This is a genomic window from Aeromonas sp. 603757 (assembly GCF_049171255.1).
GTDB classification, from domain to species: Bacteria; Pseudomonadota; Gammaproteobacteria; order Enterobacterales; family Aeromonadaceae; genus Aeromonas; species Aeromonas veronii_A.
The window spans coordinates 42236-62893 of the sequence record NZ_JAAKOE010000019.1; the positions used below are offsets into that span (position 1 = coordinate 42236).

At 59.5% G+C, this 20658-nt stretch carries 17 protein-coding genes and 1 pseudogene; 13 read left to right on the plus strand and 5 right to left on the minus strand.

The annotated features are described in order from the left end of the window. Positions 1-48 precede the first annotated feature (48 nt). The 7 genes from G5332_RS16655 to G5332_RS16685 all read left to right on the plus strand — a co-directional run bounded on the left by G5332_RS16655 (position 49) and on the right by G5332_RS16685 (position 7807). Complete coding sequence (locus tag G5332_RS16655) at positions 49-1794, plus strand: 4Fe-4S dicluster domain-containing protein (protein ID WP_421249309.1); 1746 nt, start codon at positions 49-51, stop codon at positions 1792-1794. Between the two features lie 9 nt (positions 1795-1803). Further along, positions 1804-2421 (plus strand): TorD/DmsD family molecular chaperone, encoded by a 618-nt coding sequence (locus tag G5332_RS16660; protein WP_058058400.1) that lies wholly within the window; start codon positions 1804-1806, stop codon positions 2419-2421. 113 nt (positions 2422-2534) lie between these two features. Then, positions 2535-2738 carry a transcriptional initiation protein Tat gene (locus tag G5332_RS16665; RefSeq protein WP_421249310.1) on the plus strand — a complete coding sequence of 68 codons (204 nt, stop codon included), beginning with the start codon at positions 2535-2537 and terminating at the stop codon, positions 2736-2738. Positions 2739-2761: 23 nt separating this feature from the next. Continuing rightward, complete coding sequence (locus tag G5332_RS16670; protein WP_421249311.1) at positions 2762-5638, plus strand: formate dehydrogenase subunit alpha; 2877 nt, start codon at positions 2762-2764, stop codon at positions 5636-5638. A gap of 4 nt (positions 5639-5642) precedes the next feature. After that, positions 5643-6269, plus strand: a complete 627-nt coding sequence (fdh3B, locus tag G5332_RS16675; RefSeq protein WP_005334799.1) for a formate dehydrogenase FDH3 subunit beta — start codon at positions 5643-5645, stop codon at positions 6267-6269. Further along, positions 6266-7237 (plus strand): formate dehydrogenase subunit gamma, encoded by a 972-nt coding sequence (locus tag G5332_RS16680; protein ID WP_005334792.1) that lies wholly within the window; start codon positions 6266-6268, stop codon positions 7235-7237. The genes fdh3B and G5332_RS16680 overlap by 4 nt, the downstream gene beginning before the upstream one ends. A gap of 159 nt (positions 7238-7396) precedes the next feature. Next, complete coding sequence (locus G5332_RS16685) at positions 7397-7807, plus strand: DNA breaking-rejoining protein (protein ID WP_236396759.1); 411 nt, start codon at positions 7397-7399, stop codon at positions 7805-7807. Between the two features lie 87 nt (positions 7808-7894). On the opposite strand, the gene G5332_RS16690 is transcribed toward G5332_RS16685, so the two are convergent. After that, entirely contained in the window at positions 7895-8659 is a 765-nt protein-coding gene (locus G5332_RS16690) for a substrate-binding periplasmic protein (RefSeq protein ID WP_236396761.1), read from the minus strand. Positions 8660-8933: 274 nt separating this feature from the next. Here G5332_RS16690 and G5332_RS16695 point away from each other — a divergent pair, with 274 nt between their 5' ends. After that, entirely contained in the window at positions 8934-10649 is a 1716-nt protein-coding gene (locus G5332_RS16695) for an NAD-dependent malic enzyme (protein ID WP_064339679.1), read from the plus strand. 87 nt (positions 10650-10736) lie between these two features. Here the strand turns inward: G5332_RS16695 and G5332_RS16700 are convergent, their stop codons facing one another. After that, entirely contained in the window at positions 10737-11078 is a 342-nt protein-coding gene (locus tag G5332_RS16700; protein WP_041235099.1) for an RT0821/Lpp0805 family surface protein, read from the minus strand. Beyond that, positions 11075-12466 (minus strand): hypothetical protein, encoded by a 1392-nt coding sequence (locus G5332_RS16705; RefSeq protein WP_421311396.1) that lies wholly within the window; start codon positions 12464-12466, stop codon positions 11075-11077. Before G5332_RS16705 ends, G5332_RS16700 begins: the two co-directional genes overlap by 4 nt. A 305-nt stretch (positions 12467-12771) precedes the next feature. On the opposite strand from G5332_RS16705, the gene G5332_RS16710 reads away from it, so the two are divergent. The 3 genes from G5332_RS16710 (at position 12772) to G5332_RS16720 (ending at position 16884) form a co-directional block, all read left to right on the plus strand. Next, positions 12772-14010 carry a uracil-xanthine permease family protein gene (locus G5332_RS16710; RefSeq protein ID WP_005334784.1) on the plus strand — a complete coding sequence of 413 codons (1239 nt, stop codon included), beginning with the start codon at positions 12772-12774 and terminating at the stop codon, positions 14008-14010. Positions 14011-14561: 551 nt separating this feature from the next. After that, entirely contained in the window at positions 14562-15293 is a 732-nt protein-coding gene (locus G5332_RS16715) for a substrate-binding periplasmic protein (RefSeq protein WP_201981361.1), read from the plus strand. Between the two features lie 64 nt (positions 15294-15357). After that, positions 15358-16884 (plus strand): methyl-accepting chemotaxis protein, encoded by a 1527-nt coding sequence (locus G5332_RS16720; RefSeq protein ID WP_266134251.1) that lies wholly within the window; start codon positions 15358-15360, stop codon positions 16882-16884. 154 nt (positions 16885-17038) lie between these two features. Here the strand turns inward: G5332_RS16720 and G5332_RS16725 are convergent, their stop codons facing one another. Beyond that, positions 17039-17461, minus strand: a complete 423-nt coding sequence (locus G5332_RS16725) for a GNAT family N-acetyltransferase (protein WP_266134392.1) — start codon at positions 17459-17461, stop codon at positions 17039-17041. A gap of 155 nt (positions 17462-17616) precedes the next feature. Here G5332_RS16725 and G5332_RS16730 point away from each other — a divergent pair, with 155 nt between their 5' ends. Beyond that, the gene (locus G5332_RS16730; protein ID WP_216953138.1) at positions 17617-18117 is read left to right on the plus strand and encodes an SRPBCC family protein; all 501 of its coding nucleotides are present in this window, start codon (positions 17617-17619) and stop codon (positions 18115-18117) included. Positions 18118-18323: 206 nt separating this feature from the next. Here G5332_RS16730 and glk read toward each other — a convergent pair. Beyond that, positions 18324-19295, minus strand: a pseudogene (glk, locus tag G5332_RS16735) (glucokinase); the annotation flags it as partial. 344 nt (positions 19296-19639) lie between these two features. On the opposite strand from glk, the gene G5332_RS16740 reads away from it, so the two are divergent. Then, a complete protein-coding gene (locus G5332_RS16740) occupies positions 19640-20497 on the plus strand; it encodes a MurR/RpiR family transcriptional regulator (protein ID WP_005347620.1) in 858 nt (285 codons plus the stop codon). Positions 20498-20658 lie beyond the last annotated feature (161 nt).

The window sequence follows — 20658 nt, forward strand, 5'->3', positions numbered from 1 at the left end:
CTTACCAACAAGCGCCCATCCCATGAGGTGGCGCGCACAGGAGCGTATGTGAGCACTGAACAAACATTGCCAAATCTGACCCCAAATCTGGCCTCCAATCTTGCCCATGGGGCGGGGGCGGCCGAGCATAACGCGCGCGCTCGCGCCTATGCCCTGCAGCATACGGTCAAGACCGACAACCTGATCCCGGCCACTGTCTCTTACCAGAGTCAGGGGCGCCTGCTGCTGGTCGGCCCGGAAGATCGCATTCGCCGCGCTGCCAGCCTGCTGCCCGCCGGGGTGAAGCCCACCCTGCTGGTGACCGAAGTGGTCCACGATGCCGAGGCAGCAGATCTCGAAACCATTTTCGATGCCACCGCATCCCTCGCGGCCTTGACCCTGCGCGAACCGAGCCTGACAGGCTATCTGGGGCAGTTCCAGCTCACTGGCCTCAATGGTCAGGGGGAGCGTATTTCTCTGGCGGCGATCTGTTTTACTCAGCAGGCTGCGGAAAATGGCGAACCGCGCTTTGATCTGGTAGCCGATCTGGGCCGCGCTCCGCTTTTTGCGCTGGAGCGCCCGCCGGTCGGTTATCTGCATCTCTTTGATGACCAAGGGCTTGCCGAACGGCTTGCCGAGCTCTGTGCCCTCACCGGTATCTTCGACAAGCCGCGCTATTTTCGCCTCGACCCCGAGGCCTGCGCCTTTACCGCCCGCGGCGTGCCCGGTTGCAGCCGCTGCCTCGATGTCTGTCCGACCGATGCCCTCAAGCCCATCAATGGTCGCATCCAGATCGATCCCCATCTCTGTCAGGGCTTTGGCAGCTGTGCCTCTGCCTGTCCGACCGGGGCTATTGCCTATCACCAGCCCGATGCCAACACCAGCGGCGACTACCTGTTCCGCCTGCTCAAGCACTATCGGGAGGCGGGCGGCGACGCGCCGCAGCTGCTCATCGCTGGTGAAAACGAGCGCGAATGGGTGGAAGCCGAACTCACCCGCCTGCCCGCCAACTGGCTGCCAGTCTGGATGGAGGAGAGCGCGAGTTTAGGCATCGAGAGCTGGTTTGCCGCCCTCGTCTATGGCGCCAGCGCGGTGCGCATTGCGCTGGGCGACGATGCTCCCGCCAGTGTCCGTGCGCTGGTTGAGCGAGAGCTGGCGAGCGCCGCCGTGCTGTTGGCGGGCGCTGGTCTTGCTGCCAATCGTATTGCTCTGTTTAACGGCGATGCCGAAATGGATGAGTCTCTTTACGCGCAGTCAGCCGTTGCCCTGTTGGACAAGCCGCTGAAAGGAGACAAACGGGAGAACCTGTTTGCCGCCTTCGATGCCCTCTGGCAAGCCAACAATGGCGGCCGCGAGCCACTGGCGGTGCCCCACGGCGCCCCTTACGGCAGCGTGGAGCTGAAAGAAGCAGACTGCACCCTCTGCATGGGCTGCGTGGCGGTCTGCCCGAGCCGCGCCCTGCATGCGGTGGGTCATGCGCCCGGCCTCAACTTTATCGAGCAGGACTGCATCCAGTGCGGCATGTGCGAAAAGGCGTGCCCCGAGCAGGCCATCGTACTGGTGCCCCGTCTGCAACCTGTGCCCGAGGCGCGCCGCGCCGTGCAGAGTTTGAAATCGGAAGAGGCGGCCTGCTGCATTCGCTGCTCCAAGCCGTTCGCGCCCGCCTCGATGATCCGCCGCATCCAGCAAAAACTGGCCGGTCACTCCCACTTCCAGAACGAGGCCGCCCAGCGGCTGCTGATGTGCGAGGAGTGTCGGGTCAAGGATGTGTTTGCGGCGCTGGCGGCGGATCCCGTCTCCCAGCTCAAGGTGTGAGGGCCAGTGATGAGTGAACAACATAACGAAAAGGCTGGCGAACTGACCATGACCGAACTGGAACAGAGCAGCGCCGATCTCTACGCCCTGCTGGCGAGTCTCTGGCGCGCCGCTCCCCGTGGCGAACAGCTCGCCTGGCTGCAAGGGTTGCAGCCGATGCCGGGCCCCTTTGCCAGAGGGCTGGGGCTGGTGCAGCTGGCGGCTAGCAGCCACCACGAAAACGAGCTTGCCGAGGAGTATCAGGATCTCTTTATCGGGCTGGGGCGCGGGGAGATCGTGCCGTTTGCCTCCTGGTATCTCACCGGCTCTTTGATGGAGCTGCCGCTGGCGGTGCTGCGCGCAGATCTGCAGTCCCTCGGTTTTGAGCGCCAGAGCGGAGTGTGCGAGCCGGAAGATCATCTCGCCGCCCTCTGTGAGGTGATGGCGGTACTGATTGGCGAGCAGCACCCGGAGCGCAACCGCTTCTATGAGCGCCACCTTGCCCCCTGGGTACTCGCCTGCTGCCGCGATCAGCAACAGGCGAAAGGGGGCAGCTTCTACCGGGCGGTCGGCGCCCTTGCCGAAGATTTCTTCAAGCTGGAAAACGAATTGCGCCTGCCGTTTGGCGCCTGCGTGGTGCCGGGCTGAACGCCCCTATCTGCGCATAACAAGAGCTGCGCATAAACGAGCAGACGAGATATCCCATTGGACGCGAAGCTGGCGCGCAGGCGCCGGCAAGAACAACAACAGAGGTCACAAGAATGAGCGATGAACAGCTGAAAGACCCGTCCCGCCGCAATCTGATCAAGGGAGTTGGCGTGGTCGCCACCATAGGCGTATTGGCCGGTGCCACCGGCCGGGTGGTGGGCAAAGAGGTGCTGACCTACGACACCGAGCCTGACAAGGGCTATCGGGAGACCCCCCATGTTCACGACTTTTATCGCACCCTGCGCGGCACCGACTGAGCCGGATCAGTGAAGGAGAACTCATGAAACTGACAAAACGTGCCGAGCAGCCCCAAGTGGGCGAGCAGGGCAATGAGGCCATTCGCGGTCAGGGGCTGACCCGTCGCGCCTTTATGGTCAACTCCGGTCTGGTGGCCGGTGGCGCCGTGGCCGCCGGTTGGCTGGCGCCAGCCATGATGCAGCGGGCCGAGGCCAAAACCGTGGCGGCCGACGTGCCGGTCGAGGTGAAGCGCACCATCTGTTCCCACTGCTCGGTGGGCTGCGGCGTCTATGCCGAGGTGCAAAACGGCGTCTGGACCGGTCAGGAGCCGGCGTTTGATCACCCCTTCAACCTTGGCGGTCACTGCGCCAAGGGGGCGGCCCTGCGCGAGCACGGCCACGGTGAGCGTCGCCTCAAGTACCCGATGAAGCTGGTGGGTGGCAAGTGGCAGCGCATCAGCTGGGATCAGGCCATCGAAGAGGTGGGCAACGAGGTGCTGCGCCTGCGTAAGGAGTCCGGCCCCGACAGCGTCTACTGGCTCGGCTCTGCCAAGCACTCCAACGAGCAGGCCTACCTGTTTCGCAAGATGGCGTCGCTTTGGGGCACCAACAACGTGGATCACCAGGCGCGGATCTGCCACTCCACCACGGTCGCGGGTGTAGCCAACACCTGGGGCTACGGTGCCATGACCAACAGCCTGAACGACATGCACAACAGCAAGTCGATCATGTTTATCGGCTCCAACCCGGCGGAGGCCCACCCGGTCGCCATGCAGCACATCCTGCTGGCGAAAGAGCGCAACGGCTGCAAGATCCTGGTGGTTGACCCGCGCCGTACCCGCACCGCCGCCAAGGCGGACATGTACCTCTCATTGCGCCCGGGCACCGACGTCGCCTTTATCTGGGGCATGCTGTGGCACATCTTCAAGAACGGTTGGGAAGATAAGGAGTTCATCCGCACCCGCGTCTACGGCATGGACGAGGTGCAAAAAGAGGTGGCGCGTTGGACCCCGGCCGAAGTGGAGCGGGTGACCGGCCTCAACGAACAGCAGGTCTATGGCGCCGCCAAACTGCTGGCCGACAACCGCCCCGGCTGCGTGGTCTGGTGTATGGGCGGTACCCAGCACACCACCGGCAACAACAATACCCGTGCCTACTGCATCCTCGAACTGGCCCTCGGCAACGTGGGCAAGAGCGGAGCGGGCACCAACATCTTCCGTGGTCACGACAACGTGCAGGGCGCCACTGACTTTGGCGTCACCTCCGATTCCCTGCCCGGTTACTACGGGTTGGAAGAGGGCTCCTGGAAGCACTGGGCCCGAGTGTGGGATGTGGATTACGAGTGGATCAAGGCCCGCTTCGACAACAAGGTCTACAACGGCAAGCTGCCGATGAACAACAACGGCATTCCGGTCTCCCGCTGGGTGGACGGGGTGCTGGAGAACGCCGATCTCATCGAGCAGGGCTCCAACATCCGCGCCATGTTCTACTGGGGCCATGCGGTCAACTCCCAGACCCGCGGCCCGGAAATGAAGAAGGCGATGCAAAAGCTCGACATGATGGTGATTGTCGACCCGTATCCCACAGTCGCTGCCGTCATGAACGACCGTACCGACGGCGTCTACCTGCTGCCGGCCACCACCCAGTTCGAGACCTATGGTTCCGTCACCGCCACCAACCGCTCCATGCAGTGGCGCGACAAGGTGATAGAACCCCTGTTCGAATCCAAGGTCGACCACGAGATCATGTATCTCCTGAGCAAGAAGCTCGGTTTTGCCGAGCAGCTGTTCAAGCACATCAAGGTAGAGAACAACCAGCCGCTCTTGGAAGACATCACCCGCGAGTACAACCGCGGTATGTGGAGTGTGGGCTACACCGGCCAGAGCCCGGAGCGGCTCAAGGCGCACCAGCAGAACTGGCACACCTTCCACAAGACCAACCTCAAGGCCGAAGGTGGCCCGGTCAGTGGCGAAGTGTACGGTCTGCCGTGGCCCTGCTGGGGCACCCCTGAGATGAAACACCCCGGCAGCCACATCCTCTATGACACCAGCATTCCGGTGTCGGAAGGGGGCGGCGGTTTCCGTGCCCGTTTCGGCATCGAGTATCAGGGCGTTTCGCTGCTGGCCGAAGACTCCTGGCCGAAGGGGAGTGAGGTGGAGGATGGCTATCCCGAGATCACTGCCGACCTGATGAAACAGCTTGGCTGGTGGGATGAACTGACCGAGGCCGAGAAGAAAGAGGCCGAGGGCAAGAACTGGAAGACCGATCTCTCCGGCGGTATCCAGCGGGTCGCCATCAAGCATGGCTTCGTCCCCTACGGCAACGCCAAGGCGCGCTGCGTGGTGTGGACCTTCCCGGATCAGGTGCCCAAGCACCGCGAGCCGCTCTACACCCCGCGCCGCGACTTGCTGGCCGACTACGCCACCTGGCCTGATTCGAAGAGCCTGTGGCGCCTGCCGACCCAGTACGCCTCGGTGCAGGAGAAGGATGTCAGCAAGGAGTTCCCCATCATCCTCACCTCCGGCCGTCTGGTGGAGTACGAGGGGGGCGGCGACGAGACCCGCTCCAACCCCTGGCTGGCTGAACTGCAGCAGGAGATGTTCGTCGAGATGAACCCGGCGGATGCCAACGATGTCGGCGTGCGCGACGGTCAGGACGTGTGGGTCGAGGGGCCGGAAGGGGGCCGGGTCAAGGTGAAGGCGCTGGTGACCCCGCGGGTCAAGCCGGGGCTCGCCTTTATGCCGTTCCACTTCGGCGGCCACTTCGAGGGCAAGGATCTGCGATCCAAATATCCGGAAGGGTCTGACCCCTATGTGCTGGGGGAGTCGGTCAACATAGTCACCACCTATGGTTATGACCCGGTCACCCAGATGCAGGAGACCAAGGTCACCCTGTGCCGTTTTCGCAAAGTAGGAGCCTGATCCCATGGCCAGAATGAAATTCATGTGTGACACCAAGCGCTGCATCGAGTGCAACGGCTGTGTGACGGCGTGCAAGAACGAGAACGACGATGCCCTCGAGTGGGGCATCCAGCGCCGCCGGGTGGTAACCCTCAACGACGGCCTGCCGGGTGAGACCTCCATCTCGGTCGCCTGCATGCATTGCACCGATGCCCCCTGCATGGCGGTCTGCCCGGCCGACTGCTTCTATCACACCGACGATGGCATAGTGCTGCACAACAAGGATCTCTGCATCGGTTGCGGCTACTGCCTGTTTGCCTGCCCGTTCGGGGCGCCCCAGTTCCCGAAGACCGCCGCCTTTGGCGATCGGGGCAAGATGGACAAGTGCACCTTCTGCGCCGGCGGCCCGGAAGAGGATCACAGCGAGGCGGAGCGCCAGAAGTACGGTGCCAACCGCATTGCCGAGGGCAAGCTGCCCATGTGTGCCGAGCTTTGCTCCACCAAGGCACTGCTGGCAGGGGATGCGCAGGTGATCTCCGACATCTTCCGCGAGCGGGTTGCCTATCGTGGTGCCAAGGATGCGGCTTGGGGTAATGGCGATGAGCTGTTCCACGATGCCAGCAAGCTGAACAAGCAGGGAGGGGCGGCATGAAAACCTGGCTAATGGCCCTGTTTGCTGCCCTGCTGCTGGTGAGTACCGCAAGTTTCGCCGATGCCGAGAAAGAGGCGGTCGGCTTTGCCGGCGCCGATTACTGGCGGGCGGTGAAGGATGGGCAGGAGGGGGTGACCACCTCCCGCTCGCCGGAGCACGGGGTACTTATCTCGGTGCCGGGCCAACTCTGGTTCGAGGTGAAGACCAAGTGGGTGTCGCCGCTCGGTGCCATCGCCATCTTCGGCTCCTTGGCCATGTGCGGTCTGATGTACCTGGTGGTGGGGCAGACCAAGCTCTCCAAACCGCGCACCGGGCGCAAGCTCAAGCGCTGGAGCAGGCTGGATCGGGCGCTGCATTGGACCACGGCGGCCATGTTCCTGACCCTCTCCGGGTCGGGGCTGGCCATCATCTACGGCAAGTACTTCATCAAGCCGGTGGTGAGCCTCGGGGTGTGGGAGAACTGGATCTGGTTTGCCAAGGTGTTCCACAACTATGTGGGGCCGCTCTTCTTCCTCTGCCTGATGGGGGTGCTCATCAAGTGGTTCCGCCACAACATCGTCAACATGGTGGATGTGCAGTGGTTCATGAAGTTTGGCGGCATGCTCGGCAAGCACAAGGGAAGCCACCCCTCGGCGGGCTTCTCCAACGGTGGCGAGAAGGCGATCTTCTGGTTGCTGATCTGGTTTGGCGGCATTGTGGTGGCGACCGGGTTGTTCCTCGATTTCCCCATCTTCGGCCAGCTGCGCCGCCAGATGGAGTGGGCCAGTTTTATCCATATCGTAGGCGCCTTGATCCTTATCTGCGGCTTTATCTTCCATATCTACATGGGCCTGTTCCAGCTGGAAGGGGCGCTGGAGGGGATGGTGACCGGCGAGGTGGACGAGACCTGGGCCAAGGAGCACCACGACCTCTGGTATGAAGAGGTGAAGCACACCCTCGATGAGCCCAAGGCGGGGAAATCAAGCTGATGGTCGACAAAGAATAAAGAGAAGGGGCGCTGCGGCGCCCCTTTTGATGGCGGGTCGATGGTGATGGCAAATTGATTGAACGATGCCGCAAACGGCGATGGTTTTTTGGGCCACCTTGAGCAACAGTAACAGGGGTTCCATTCACACAAGGGATGACAAATGATGAGAAAAGCATGGCTGGCAGCGGTATGTGCATCTGCGCTCTTCGGTGGTATTGCGGGCGTGGCGCAGGCGGCTGACGGGATCAAGACCCAGCAGGTGCAGTTCAAGAAGGGGGAGTCAGGGGCGACTATCAACGGCACTATTCAAGGTAGCCAGACCCTCGATTACAAGCTGACGGCCAACAAGGGCCAGAGCATGGTGGTGATCCTGACCGGCAAGCCCTACTTCAATATTTTGCCGCCGGGCAGCAAGGGGGAGGCGATCTTTGTTGGCTCGCGTGACGGGAACAACTTTGAGGCAACCCTGCCTGCCAAGGGCACTTATACCATTCGGGTCTACCAGATGGGGGCTGCCGAGAGCAGCAAGGCCAAGACGTCGTTCAAGCTGGAGGTGGGCATCAGCGGCTAATGCCGGCCGCTGACAAGCATCACAGAGGTGGTGGCCACAAAGGGCCGCCACCGTTGTTTTATCCCCTCTGTTTTTGCCTCGCCAAGGTCAATATTCCCCCCGGGCCAGCCGCTCGAAGTAGCGCTGATAACGTCCGCTGGCGATGGCCTGCTGCAACAGCTGATTGAACTGATCCCGCAGTTTGGCTGAATCCGGCATCTTGCGCGGGAACATCACGAAGCTGTCGTTGCGCAGAAAAGGGGTCTGACTGTGGGTGATGAGTGCCGCGCTGGCGGGATCGAGCTGGCTCTGCAACTCGGCCAGACCGACTCGCAGCTCTTGCGGATAGAGGTCGATCCGCCCGCGCAGCAGCTTGCCGAAATTCTGTTTCACGTCGGTGACTTTCTGTTGGGTTACCTTGCCATCGGCCACCATCTTGTCCAGCTCGGGCCCGTAGCTATAGGCGATATCGCCCCCCAACCGCATGCCGATGATCTGCTCAAGGCGCTCGGCTTGCAGTTGCCGTGATTTGAGGGAGAAGAAGACAAACTGCTCCTGCAGCACCGCTTCGCTGAACAGAAAATCCTGCTCCCGCTCCGGTTTGTGCATCCAGACGGCGGTGGCGTCGTAGAGCTGGCTGTTGGCCGCCAGCGAATAGACCCGACCCCAGGGGGCGAAGTGGAACTTCACCTCATAGCCCGCCTCCTTGAACAGATCGCTGATGAGGTGGGCCACTGGCCCGTGCTGTTTTGACTGCTCGGAGACAAAAGGGGGCCATTCACCCACGATGATGTTGAGCACCCGGCCCGGTGCGGCGAGAGCCGACTGGCAGGTCAGAAATAGCCACAGAGCAAGCAGCGGGATCAAGCGCATGGCAGAAAGAAGGGGACGCAGGCTGGCAGAGGCGAGGGCATCAGGTCACTCCCGGCTGTGATGCGGTGAAAGGGGCTGGGTTGCCCGCAATGCTAACATGAGTCTCATTCCTTGCCGTGGAAATTTGTCTCGCCGGGGCCGCCAGACGCCTATTTTGGCCGCAGGGTATGCCCAAGCTCACAAAACCGATCGAGTAAACGTCATATGATTGATTTCATTATGAGTCTTGCTCTCCTGCCGAACGGCAATTTCACGTAAATCAAAGAGAATGACTATGGCTACCGGACAATATCTGCTGTGGAAAGATGCACAGGGACAGGATTTTCGCCCCGTTGCACTGACCGGCACTGATCTGCTTAACAATCGATACCTCAACAAGGGCACGGCCTTCACCGAACAGGAGCGGGCCGATTTTGATCTCGATGGTTTGCTGCCGCCTCAGGTGCAAACTTTTGAAGCCCAGCTCGAGCGAGTGTATGAGGGGTTCAAGAGCGCTTGCAGCGATATCGAGAAGTACCAGAACCTGCGTGCCCTGCAGGATCGCAACGAGACTCTCTTCTATGCCCTGTTGTCACGCCATGTAGAGGAGATGACTCCCTACATCTATACCCCGACCGTGGGCAAGGCGTGCCAGGAGTTCAGCCACCGCTTCCAGAAGCCGCGCGGCCTCTACATCACCCCGGACAACGTGGATGACATGGGCAGTCAGGCCCGTCACTTCGATGCCAAATCGATCCGCATCATAGTCGTCACCGACAGCCAGGGCATTCTGGGGATCGGCGACCAGGGTGTTGGCGGCATGGGGATCCCTATCGGCAAGCTGGCGCTCTATACCCTAGGGGCCGGTATTCACCCCGCCTGCTGCATGCCCATCGCGCTGGATGTGGGCACCGACAATCAGAAACTGCTCGATGATCCCATGTATCTGGGCCGCCCGCACAAGCGTATTCGCGGCAAGGAGTATGAAGAGTTCATCGACAAGTTCGTGCAGGGGGTCAAGCGCCACTTCCCCAACGCCGTGCTGCAGTGGGAAGACTTCAGCAAATCCAATGCTTTCAACAATCTGGCCCGCTACCAGCAGGCACTGCCGTCATTCAACGATGACATTCAGGGCACCGGTGCCGTGGTGCTGGCCGGTATTATCGGCGCGGTCAAGGTCAAGGGGGAGACCCTGGGCCAGCAGAACTATCTGGTCTATGGCGCTGGCGCCGGCGGGGTTGGCGTCGCGGATCAGATCTGCGCGGGGATGATCCGCGAGGGGATGGATCCGCAGGCGGCCCGCGATCGCATCTACATTCTGGATACCCAGGGGCTGGTGTGCGACAACCGGGACGGGCTCGATGAGTACAAGCGTCGCTACGCCAAGCCGGGGCTGCTGCTGGCCGGTTGGGACACCGAGGTGCCCGGCAAGGCCAATCTGGCCGATGTGCTGCGTCATGTGCCCATTACCGTGTTGTTGGGTACCAGCGGCTCGGGCGGAGCCTTCCAGGAAGAGCATATCCAGCTGATGCTGCAGCATTGCGAGCGCCCCATGGTGTTCCCGCTCTCCAACCCGACCGCCAACTGTGAAGCGCTGCCGGAAGATATCTACCGCTGGAGCAAGGGCAAAGCCATCGTTGCAACCGGTAGTCCGTTCAAGGATGTGAGCTACGAGGGGCAGGAGTTCCGGGTCGGGCAGGGCAACAACGTCTTTATCTTCCCCGGTGTAGGTCTGGCGGCCATCGTCAGCCAGATCCGCGAGATCACACCCGATGTCTTCACGACCGCCGCCTTTGCGCTGGCTGAGTGCGTGAGTGAGGTGGACCTGGCGAAAGGGGCCGTTTATCCCCGCATTCGCGAGCTGCGCAGCATCTCGGTGCATGTGGCGACCGCCGTGCTCAAGGATATCGTGCGCCGGGATCCCTCCCACCCACTGATCGGTCAGGATCTGCAGCAGCATATCCTCAACCACATGTGGGAGCCGGTTTACCTGCCCTATCGTCGGGTATAACCGCATATTCACCGCTCGGATAACGGGTCGCTAAAGATGACAAGGGGGTAGCGCTGCTACCCCCTTTCGTTTACCCCGTGGTATGCACTAAGTTCGCAATGGCCGCCAGCGCCCTTGCTGATTGCGACAGGCGGTATCCTGCCACTGCTGGCTCGCCTTGCCGATATAGAGTTGCTCGCGATAGTCGCGACACCACTCCCCGCTGGTATGGCGGAAGGTGCGAAGCGGCGTGACGCTACCCGAGTGACGATTAGCCGGATTGAACCAGGTGAGGCTCTGCCCTTTGGTGCGGGTTTCCAGCGCTTTGGCAAGGGCCTGATTGGCCAGTTGAACATCTGCCTTATCCATCTGATGGTAAAGCGGCGGAGTGTCGACCGTGGCGCAGCCAGTGAGGCCGAGCAGGAGGAGTGGTAACAGATAACGCATCATGGTTGCCCCTGTTGGCGAAAACCGTTGTTGAGCAGCGCCCGCTCCTGCTCATCGGTAAGCACTTGCTGGCGATCATCGACCGTGCCGTCACCTCTTAGTTTGTTGCCATTGGCATCGACAGCATCCACACCGTTGTCATCGACCGTGCCATCGCCCCTGAGTTTGTTGCCATTGGCATCGACGGCATCCACGCCGTTGTCATCGATGGTACCATCACCCCTGAGCTTGTTGCCGTTGGCATCGACGGCATCCACGCCGTTGTCATCGACTGTGCCATCACCCCTGAGCTTATTGCCGTTGGCATCGACGGCATCCACACCGTTGTCATCGACTGTGCCATCGCCTCTGAGCTTGTTGCCATTGGCATCGACGGCATCTACACCGTTGTCATCGACTGTGCCGTCACCTCTGAGCTTGTTCCCGTTGGCATCGACGGCATCCACACCGTTGTCATCAACGCCATTGCCAAATCCGCGGCCACCCCCATGGCGTTCTCCCCCTGCATGTTTTTCTCCACCAGCATGCCGTTCACCTCCACCATGCTGATCTCCGCCGGCATGCTCGCCTTGGCCGCCACTGTCATCGCTGCCCCCATCGCTGTCGCTGCCACCGCCGCTGTCGCTGCCTCCGCCGCTGTTGCTGCCACCACCGCTGTTGCTGCCTCCGCCGCTGTCGCTGCCTCCGCCGCTGTCGCTGCCACCACCGCTGTTGCTGCCGCCGCCGCTGTTGCTGCCACCACCGTTGTTGCTGCCTCCACCACTGCTGCCACCATCGCCATCTTTGTTGTGAACGATCAGCTCATTGGCGATGTAGCTGTGGCTGCCATCGAGCAGCAGATTGAAGAGTGCGGTAGTGGGAGATGCCTCGATCCAGCAGAGTGACTCAACCAGCAGTAATTCCGGCTGGGGTTGCAGGGCCAGATTGCCCGTCACCATGGCAGGTGCCGGGCGACACATTATCTGCATGCCGGTAAATAGCGGCAGCACCGCCAGTTGCGGGTTTTCGGTTCGGGTCATGGCCGGTGAGATGGCCGCCCAGCCCCGAGTGGTCAGCAGAGGGTGCTCTGCGGTAAAGAACGGGGGCAGATCATTGATCCCATAGAGTCTGCGCTTGCCCAGTATGACCCGTTCGACCGCCAGGATCCGGTTACTGCCGCCGTGCTGATCCAGCACCTGTTCACCGACCCGGAGCGTTTCTATGGGGCGGGTGGAACCATCGGCCATCGTGATGCGAGTGCCGGCGATAAAGCAGGACTTGGCATAGGCCTGATTCATTTGCCACTCATTGTGGGCGAAATCATAACTGAACGGGTTCGCAAACAGGGCGAGTGCGATGGCCGAGCCAATAAGCAATCTGCGCTGGCTGGCCTTGAATGAGGGCTGTGACATGGGGACTCCTTGTCCATCTTGATTCACAGGATCCAGTATAGAGCGCCCCCAAGCGGCGGCATTTTTGACTATGAACACAATAAACATGATGGAAAAACGATTGGCGTTCGTCACAATAATGCGTAAAATCGCATACTCGATGCTTGTAGCAACGAATCCCGCCTAAAAAGCCAGTTTCATGCCCTTCCCAAGCAGTAAAAGGTAACAAGTGACGCATTTGTGTTCATTTTGTGCCTTGGAAAAGTCTTGTGATAACTGAAAAGTGATAAATATCCCCATCAGTTATCAAAAAATTAAGGACATCCATGTTTTCCTTAGTCAAGCAAAGTGTCGCCGGGCTGCAAATCCTGTTTGTCGCCTTCGGTGCCATGGTTCTGGTGCCCCTGCTCACCGGACTGAACCCCTCCATGGCCCTGCTTGGCGCCGGTGTGGGCACCCTGTTGTTCCAGCTCTGCACCCGCCGCCAGGTACCGATTTTCCTCGGTTCCAGCTTTGCCTTTATCGCTCCCATCATCTACGCCACCCAGACCTGGGGATTGCCATCCACCATGTTTGGCCTGTTTGCCGCCGGTTTCATGTATTTCATTCTGGCTGCGCTGATCCGGGCAAAAGGGATGGGTTTTGTGCACAAATTGCTGCCCCCGGTGGTGATTGGCCCGGTGATCATGGTGATCGGTCTTTCTGTGGCGCAGGTTGCCTGCAACATGGCGATGGGCCGCGCCGGTAGTGAGCAGGTGGTTCCTGCGGGGACTGCGCTGACGCTGGCCGGTATCTCGCTGGCGGTCACCCTGATTGCAGCTGTGTTCTGCAAGGGGTGGATCAAGCTGATCCCCATCCTGTGCGGCGTGATTGCCGGTTATGTCTCGGCGGTCTTCATGGGCCAGGTGAGTTTCGATGGCATGGTGAACGCCCCCTGGTTGGCGCTGCCCCACTTCGAAACCCCGGAGATCAACTGGGCTGCTGCGTTGTTCATGTTGCCGGTAGCCATCGCCCCCTGTATCGAGCATATCGGTGGCGTGTTGGCGATTGGTGGCGTGACTGGCAAGGATTACACCAAGGATCCGGGTTTGCACCGTACGCTGGCCGGTGACGGCATCGGCGTCTGCTTCGCCGGTTTCATCGGTGGCCCACCCGTGACCACCTACGCCGAAGTGACCGGTGCCGTGATGATCACTCGCAACTTCAATCCGGTCACCATGACCTGGGCTGCGGTGTTTGCCATCATTCTGGCCTTCTTCGGCAAGTTCAATGCGTTGCTCACCTCCATCCCGATGCCGGTGATGGGCGGTATCATGCTGCTGCTGTTCGGATCCATCGCTGCCATCGGTCTCAAGACGCTGGTGGAATCCAAGGTGGATCTGGGGCTATCACGCAATATCGCCATCGTCGCCGTGACTCTGACCGTCGGTGTCGGTGCGCTGGAGATGAAGATTGGCGACTTCGCGCTGGCCGGTGTTGGCCTGGCCTCTGTTGCCGCCATCCTGCTCAACCTGATCCTGCCTGCGCACTCCGAAGAAGGTGTGATGGACGCGGCCAAGGACTGAGTTTCACCAGACGTTGATTGTTGATTTGGAGAAGGCCACCTCGCGGTGGCCTTCTCATTTTCGGGTATCTAGCGCCACTTTTCGGCTCGGCGGAGCTCATCTGGAATCTAATTTGGAAGCAGATGAGGGGGTTAGCATTCTCATTTGACGTATCTCTTTTCGTGACCTTAGCTAAAGGACAGGTTTGGCTCTGAGGTCTCCTCGAGCAGTATGGGAAAATGGATGTTGGCGTTTTCTATCATTTCTCTCCCAGACCCCTGTCATAAAACGATGCGCTTTTTCTTTGCCACGGCGCTGTTGTATGGCAGAGGCTTATCCGCCCCACTCCACACTCCCCTCATGCTGCCCTGGCATGTTTCCTCCTCGATTTGTTGTGAGCCTCCCTCGCCGGTTGCGTTTCGTTGCGCACAGGCAAAATCCGGATCTGTTTGCTGCTGCACATGGGTGGGCGGCGAGCCGTGAAAGCCGGCATGACCCCAGTGGGTCAGACGTGCACCGCCATCGGTAACGGCGGATGTTCAGGGATGAATGGCAAGCAAAGCGAGGTTGCAATGAACTATCAACTGCTGTGGAAAAGTGCAATTTTTTCAGTCTCTTCCATGATGGCGATAAGCGCGGTTCAGGCTGCGCCACTGAACGTGATGACCGAGGATTACCCGCCATTCAACATGCAGGGGGAGGGGGGCAAGATTGTCGGGCTGTCGACCGAGGTGGTCGAAGAGCTGTTCAAGCGTGCCGGGGTCGAATACAAGCTGACCCTGATGCCCTGGAAACGGGCGTACGAAGATACCCTTGGCACCCCCAATACCGCCCTCTACTCCACGACCCGCACTCCGGAGCGGGAAGCACTGTTCAAGTGGGTCGGGCCGCTGGTCAATAACAACTGGGTGTTTTTCTCCAGTTCGACCGCCAATATCACGGTCAAGTCGCTGGAAGATGCCAAGCAGTATTCGGTGGGTGGCTATAACGGTGATGCGGCCGCCGAATATCTCAAGGCCCAGGGATTTGCCAAGTTGCAGCTGGCGGCCAACGATACCGCCAACGTGAAGAAACTGGAGGCGGGCCGCATCGATCTTTGGGCAACCGGCCAGTATCTGGCGCCTTATCTGGCCAGCAAGGAGAAGGTGACCTCACCCAAGCCGGTCTTCGTGTTCAAGGAAACCCAGATGAGCTTGGCGTTTAACAAGGACACGCCCGATGAGCTCATCACCAAGCTCAACGAGATCCTCGCTGCCATGAAGGCGGATGGCACCATCGACAAGATCAATGCCAAGTACCAGTAACAGTACCAATAGCAAGTGCCGCTCAATGGCACTGCGCCGGCTGCCGTAAAACCGGGAGGAAACCATGGATTGGAAAAGTCTGACGTTCAGGATTGCCGTGTTGACCTCCCTGTCGGTGAGTCTGCTACTGGTGTTGTTTGGCGCTTACAACTACAACGCGGTCAGGGCGGAGAGCTACAGCAAACAGAGTGCGCTGGTCGAACAGGCCATCGGCCGGCTGCAGCTCTCCCTGCCCGGCCCGCTGTGGAATTATGAATCGGCCTTCATCGAGGCATCGCTCAAGTCCGAGCTGGCGGCCGATATCCTGAGTGCTTTGCTGGTGGTCAACAAGGACAAGCTGGTAGCCGGGTTTGCCCGTGACTCGGCGGGGGACATTGCCCCCGTGACAGCCATGCCTGCCGATGTGTCTGCCTACGGAGGGTATGATCTGGTCTATGACGACAGCGGTCAGAAAAACACAGTGGCCCGATTGCTGGTGCAAACCAGTGATGCCGCCATTCAGGCCCAACTGCGCCAGCAGTTGATCACCACCGTCTGGCAGATCCTGGTGCTCGATCTCTGCATCATCGCCCTGTTGATGGTGCTGATTCATCGCAATGTGCTCAGGCCGCTTCATCAGATGAATCAGGCGGTGTTCGATCTGGCCAAAGGAGAGGGGGATCTGACCCGGCGTCTGAAGATCAGCCGTCAGGATGAGATGGGCGCGCTGGCCACCAACATCAATCACTTTATTGCCAAGCTTCAGGAGATGGTGGCCGAAATCAACGAGCTCTCTGCTGGCGTGCTGCAGACCGCGGAACGTTGTGACACCCTTGCGGCGGATACTCGGGGCGCCAGTGATGCCCAGCAACTGGAGCTGGATCAGGTCGCGACTGCCATTACCGAGATGAGCCAGGCGGTGCAGGAGGTGGCAGGTAATGCAGTGAAGACTGCTACGGCGACCGATGAGGCCAACCTTTATGTCGAGCAGGGCTACAATCTGGCCGGTCATGCCAATCAGGCGATTCATCAGCTGGTGGGAGAGGTGGAACGGGTGGCGGGGCTGATGCGCTCCCTCTCTACCGAGAGCAGCAGCATCGGCAATATTATCGAAGTGATCAATGGTATTGCCGAGCAGACCAATCTGCTGGCGCTCAATGCCGCCATCGAGGCGGCGAGGGCTGGGGATCAGGGGCGCGGTTTTGCGGTGGTGGCCGATGAAGTGCGAACCCTCTCGGGGCGCACTCGTCAGTCGACCGAAGAGATCAGTGCCAGCATCAAACGGCTGCAACAGGCGACCCAGAATGTCGGTGCCGGGATGCAGTTGAGCCAGGAGCAGGCCTCTCGTGCGGGAGCCGAAGCCGCCGATGTACAGGTATCGGTGGAGAAAATTAAAAACCAGGTCAGTCTGATCCGCGAGATGAACATGTATATTGCCCAAGCCTCGGAAGAGCAACACTCGGTAGCAGAGGCGGTGAGCCATAGCGTGAACCGGATTGCCACCCTTAATAGCGAGAGCGCGGCCAGGGTGGTGCAAGTGGCTGAAGCCAGCAGCGATTTGCGCCAGCTCTCCGGTCAGCTCGATACCCTGCTCAAGCTGTTTCGGGTCTAGAGAGCACATACGCCCTGCGGGGGATCCTCGGTGCGAGCGGTGGTCGCGATCACGCGCGCAACTGGGGTCGTGGTGTTCTCATATTCTGCCATGCAATCCCGGATCGATATTTTCCCTTTACGGGCCCATGCATGACAGTCTGGAGAGCTGTTGTCTACTCACGACACAGCTTGCACCAGGGACCGGTGAGCTCGCAGTACCCGGTCTCGTCGCCATGCTGCCAGCCAAGCCGATGATAGAAGGCCACGGCCGCCGTATTGCGGGTTGCCACCTTGAGTGATGCCGTGCGGGGATTATTTGCCAGACCATGTTCGAGCAGCGCTCGCCCAATCCCCTGACCATGCCAGTCGCTCGCAACGTACAAATGATGTACAAAGTGATCGGGTTGCCATACGGCGATAAATCCGCAGAGCGTCCCCCCTCGCTCAGCCACCCATATCTCTTCTCCCCGGGTCTGCTCGATAAAGTCATCCAGGTGAAACAGGGAGGGGTCTACCCAGTGAAAGGTTTGTCTGCGGCCTTGTAAAAACAGCTTGGCCAGCGGGGTGATATCACGTTCTTCCATGCGCCTGATCATCATGCTCTCCCAAGGGCGGTCACTGTTCCCTGTTGCACGCGGGCAAGGTTATCTGGGGCAAATGACAAGGGTGTGATTAAGGGCTGTCCAATACATTTGTCATGGGGCTATACTGCCGAAGTCCCCTGTATGGATGGCGTGAGGATTGTTGATTTATGGACAATAAACAGATTGAAGGCAACATTTTTGTTCCGGCTCATATCGATGACGTGTGGCACGCCTGGACGACAGAGAGTGGTCTGCGCAGTTTTCTGGCTCCCGAGTGTTTGATGGTAGCCGAACCGAATGGCCCCTTCGAAATCTACTTCAGGCCGGATGCTCCACTGGGTGAACGGGGCAGTGAAGGGTGCAGGGTCATGGCCGTCATGCCCTATGATTTGCTCAGCTTTAGCTGGAATTTTCCGCCCAGTCTGCCCCATATTCGTCAGCAGAAGACTCAGGTTTGTCTGCGCTTTGTGCCGGAAGGGCAGGGCACTCGCCTCTACTTCCTGCAAACCGGTTGGGCCAATGATCCTGACTGGAATCAGGGGTATGCCTACTTTAGGGAAGAGTGGCTGGAGACCAGCCTGCCACGGCTGCAGTACCGCTTTACCCACGGCCCCATCGACTGGAACAACCCGCCCGACAAGGCACAGCTGAAGGCGTTGTCCCAGTAGTTTCGGGGCACAGAGATAAAAAAAAACCGGCCAAAAGGCCGGTTGAAACAGTTCAGGCTTGTCAGGTGACAAACGTATCCAGCGGATGAGAGTCGCTTTCCACTCCTTGTGAAGTACAACCCTCTTGGTTACGTGCCACTACTATATGCCATCCACACTGAATCGATGCTGAACCACGGATGTTTCAGTTTCACTCCACCTTACAATCAGATGGTAATCCCCATCGACTGGCGCAGGTAAGCGCCAGCGCCGAGCAGGCCAGGCCCTTCATGGGTGATCAGGAATACCGGAATATCCTTGAGGTAGGATTTGAAACGGCCCTTGTCTTCAAAGGCAACCCGGAAACCGGAACTGGTGAAGAACTCCTGGAAGCGCGGCACTATCCCACCCGCAATATAGACGCCGCCAAAGGTGCCCATATTGAGCGCCAGGTTGCCGGCAAAGCGGCCCATCAGCACGCAGAACAGGCTCAGGGTGCGGCGGCAATCCAGACACTCGCCCGCCAGCGCACGTTCGGTAATGTCTTTAGGGGCGAACGGCTCCGGCTCACGACCATCGGATTTCACCAGCCCGCGATAGAGATTGACCAAGCCCGGGCCGGATAAGAAACGCTCGGCCGAGACATGGCCCAGTTCGCCTCGCATTACTTGCAGCACCGCATCTTCCTCTTCGGTGTTGGCGGCAAAATCCACATGACCCCCTTCGCCCGGCAGGCTCAACCACTGATCGCCCGCCTTGACCAGATGCGCAACCCCAAGGCCGGTGCCCGCTCCATAGATGGCGATGGGTTTGCCAGCTACCGGTGCGGCGCCGCCCAGCTGGATGCGATCCGATTCGGCCAATACCGGTACCGCCATCGAGACCGCGGTAAAGTCGTTGATTACTTGCAGGCGCGCCAGCCCGAGATTGCTCTGCATCTCGCTGATGGAGAACTCCCAGCTGTGGTTGGTCATGGCGACCCAGTCACCATTGATGGGGCAGGCGATGGCGATGCAGGCTTCAGCCACCTCGACCTTGTGTTCCTCCAGATAGAGGCGAACCACGGCTTCAAGGCTGGGATGGGCCAGACCTGAGTAGGTCTTTGCCTGAGAGATAGTACCGGTGGCCAGCTCACACAGGGCCAGACGTGCATTGGTACCGCCGACATCGCCGACCAGCGCATGGGTATGCTGCATAACAACTCCTTCGTTACAGGATGGGGACGACTGTGGTGTCCCGAGATTATTGTTGGATTATGACGGCCCATTCTATCCGAGCTCAGGCTCACTCACCCGCCGGATCGATACAAACGTGCGCCTGCTCACAGTGTTGTTGCTTTGCAACATTTGTAAGCGGTTTCACAGTGAGGTGACGTTTTGTAACGAAAAGTACGAAATAATTAGAGATGAGTCATACTTTGTACGGCAGGCGTTAGTTGCGATAAGCGCTTGTCTTGTATAGTCATCAGCTTGATTGGAAACCTGCTTAGCCGTAGATTTAGTGCAAAGACACTGAAGCTAAATTACAAAAACGTCTGGTGGTGATGATGAATACCCTTGATAAAATTACGAACAACCTGGAAAGTTTCAGTAAATCAGAACGCAAGGTTGCCGAGGTGATCCTGGCGTCTCCCCAGACCGCCATCCACTCCAGCATCGCCGCCCTGGCCAAAATGGCCGACGTCAGTGAACCGACCGTCAACCGTTTTTGCCGTCGCCTCGATACCAAAGGCTTCCCCGATTTCAAACTCCATCTGGCCCAGAGCCTGGCCAATGGCACTCCTTACGTCAATCGTCATGTGGAAGCAGAAGACGGCCCCGATACCTACACGGCCAAAATCTTCGAATCCACCATGGCTTGTCTGGATGCAGCCAAGAACAGCCTGGATATCTCGGCCATCAACCGCTGTGTCGATATCCTGACCCAGTCCAAGAAGATAAGCTTCTTTGGTCTTGGTGCCTCCTCAGCCGTTGCCCGCGATGCCCAGAACAAGTTCTTCCGCTTCAATATTCCGGTGGTGAGCTTTGACGATATCGTCATGATGCGCATGAGCTGCATCAACAGCAGCGAAGGGGACGTGGTGGTGCTGATCTCCCATACCGGCCGCACCAAGGCGCTGGTCGAGATCGCCGCGCTGGCGCGCGAGAACGACGCCACAGTGATCGGCATGACCGCCAAGGATTCCCCACTGGCGCGCGAGTGCAACCTGGTGCTCTCCATGGATGTGCCGGAAGATACCGATGTCTACATGCCGATGGCTTCCCGCATCGCGCAGCTGGCGCTGGTGGATGTGCTGGCAACCGGATTTACCCTGCGCCGGGGGATGAAATTTCGTGAAAACCTGAAGAAGGTAAAAGAGGGATTGCGCGAATCCCGCTTTGAAACACCACACTCTTCCTGAATCGTCGGGGGCTTTGGCCCCCGACTGTCTATGCCACCCTCCTTGGTGTAGTCTTGATGTGGTATTGTAACTTAATAACAAAAACCACCCGGATGGTTTGCAAGCGGGTGCATCGAGCCATCGGTTTGATGGGGCAGAATCTCAAGTTATCTCAACTTCAT

What these genes read in the sequence shown, in the direction of transcription:
- G5332_RS16690 (WP_236396761.1), bottom strand. Translation starts at nt 8,659, where the DNA reads ATGCGCTTGATCCCGCTGCTTGCTCTGTGGCTATTTCTGACCTGCCAG.
- G5332_RS16740 (WP_005347620.1), top strand. Translation starts at nt 19,640, where the DNA reads ATGATGAATACCCTTGATAAAATTACGAACAACCTGGAAAGTTTCAGT.
- G5332_RS16730 (WP_216953138.1), top strand. Translation starts at nt 17,617, where the DNA reads ATGGACAATAAACAGATTGAAGGCAACATTTTTGTTCCGGCTCATATC.
- G5332_RS16725 (WP_266134392.1), bottom strand. Translation starts at nt 17,461, where the DNA reads ATGATCAGGCGCATGGAAGAACGTGATATCACCCCGCTGGCCAAGCTG.
- G5332_RS16710 (WP_005334784.1), top strand. Translation starts at nt 12,772, where the DNA reads ATGTTTTCCTTAGTCAAGCAAAGTGTCGCCGGGCTGCAAATCCTGTTT.
- G5332_RS16695 (WP_064339679.1), top strand. Translation starts at nt 8,934, where the DNA reads ATGGCTACCGGACAATATCTGCTGTGGAAAGATGCACAGGGACAGGAT.
- G5332_RS16665 (WP_421249310.1), top strand. Translation starts at nt 2,535, where the DNA reads ATGAGCGATGAACAGCTGAAAGACCCGTCCCGCCGCAATCTGATCAAG.
- G5332_RS16670 (WP_421249311.1), top strand. Translation starts at nt 2,762, where the DNA reads ATGAAACTGACAAAACGTGCCGAGCAGCCCCAAGTGGGCGAGCAGGGC.
- G5332_RS16705 (WP_421311396.1), bottom strand. Translation starts at nt 12,466, where the DNA reads ATGTCACAGCCCTCATTCAAGGCCAGCCAGCGCAGATTGCTTATTGGC.
- fdh3B (WP_005334799.1), top strand. Translation starts at nt 5,643, where the DNA reads ATGGCCAGAATGAAATTCATGTGTGACACCAAGCGCTGCATCGAGTGC.
- G5332_RS16720 (WP_266134251.1), top strand. Translation starts at nt 15,358, where the DNA reads ATGGATTGGAAAAGTCTGACGTTCAGGATTGCCGTGTTGACCTCCCTG.
- G5332_RS16660 (WP_058058400.1), top strand. Translation starts at nt 1,804, where the DNA reads ATGAGTGAACAACATAACGAAAAGGCTGGCGAACTGACCATGACCGAA.
- G5332_RS16685 (WP_236396759.1), top strand. Translation starts at nt 7,397, where the DNA reads ATGATGAGAAAAGCATGGCTGGCAGCGGTATGTGCATCTGCGCTCTTC.
- G5332_RS16680 (WP_005334792.1), top strand. Translation starts at nt 6,266, where the DNA reads ATGAAAACCTGGCTAATGGCCCTGTTTGCTGCCCTGCTGCTGGTGAGT.
- G5332_RS16700 (WP_041235099.1), bottom strand. Translation starts at nt 11,078, where the DNA reads ATGATGCGTTATCTGTTACCACTCCTCCTGCTCGGCCTCACTGGCTGC.
- G5332_RS16715 (WP_201981361.1), top strand. Translation starts at nt 14,562, where the DNA reads ATGAACTATCAACTGCTGTGGAAAAGTGCAATTTTTTCAGTCTCTTCC.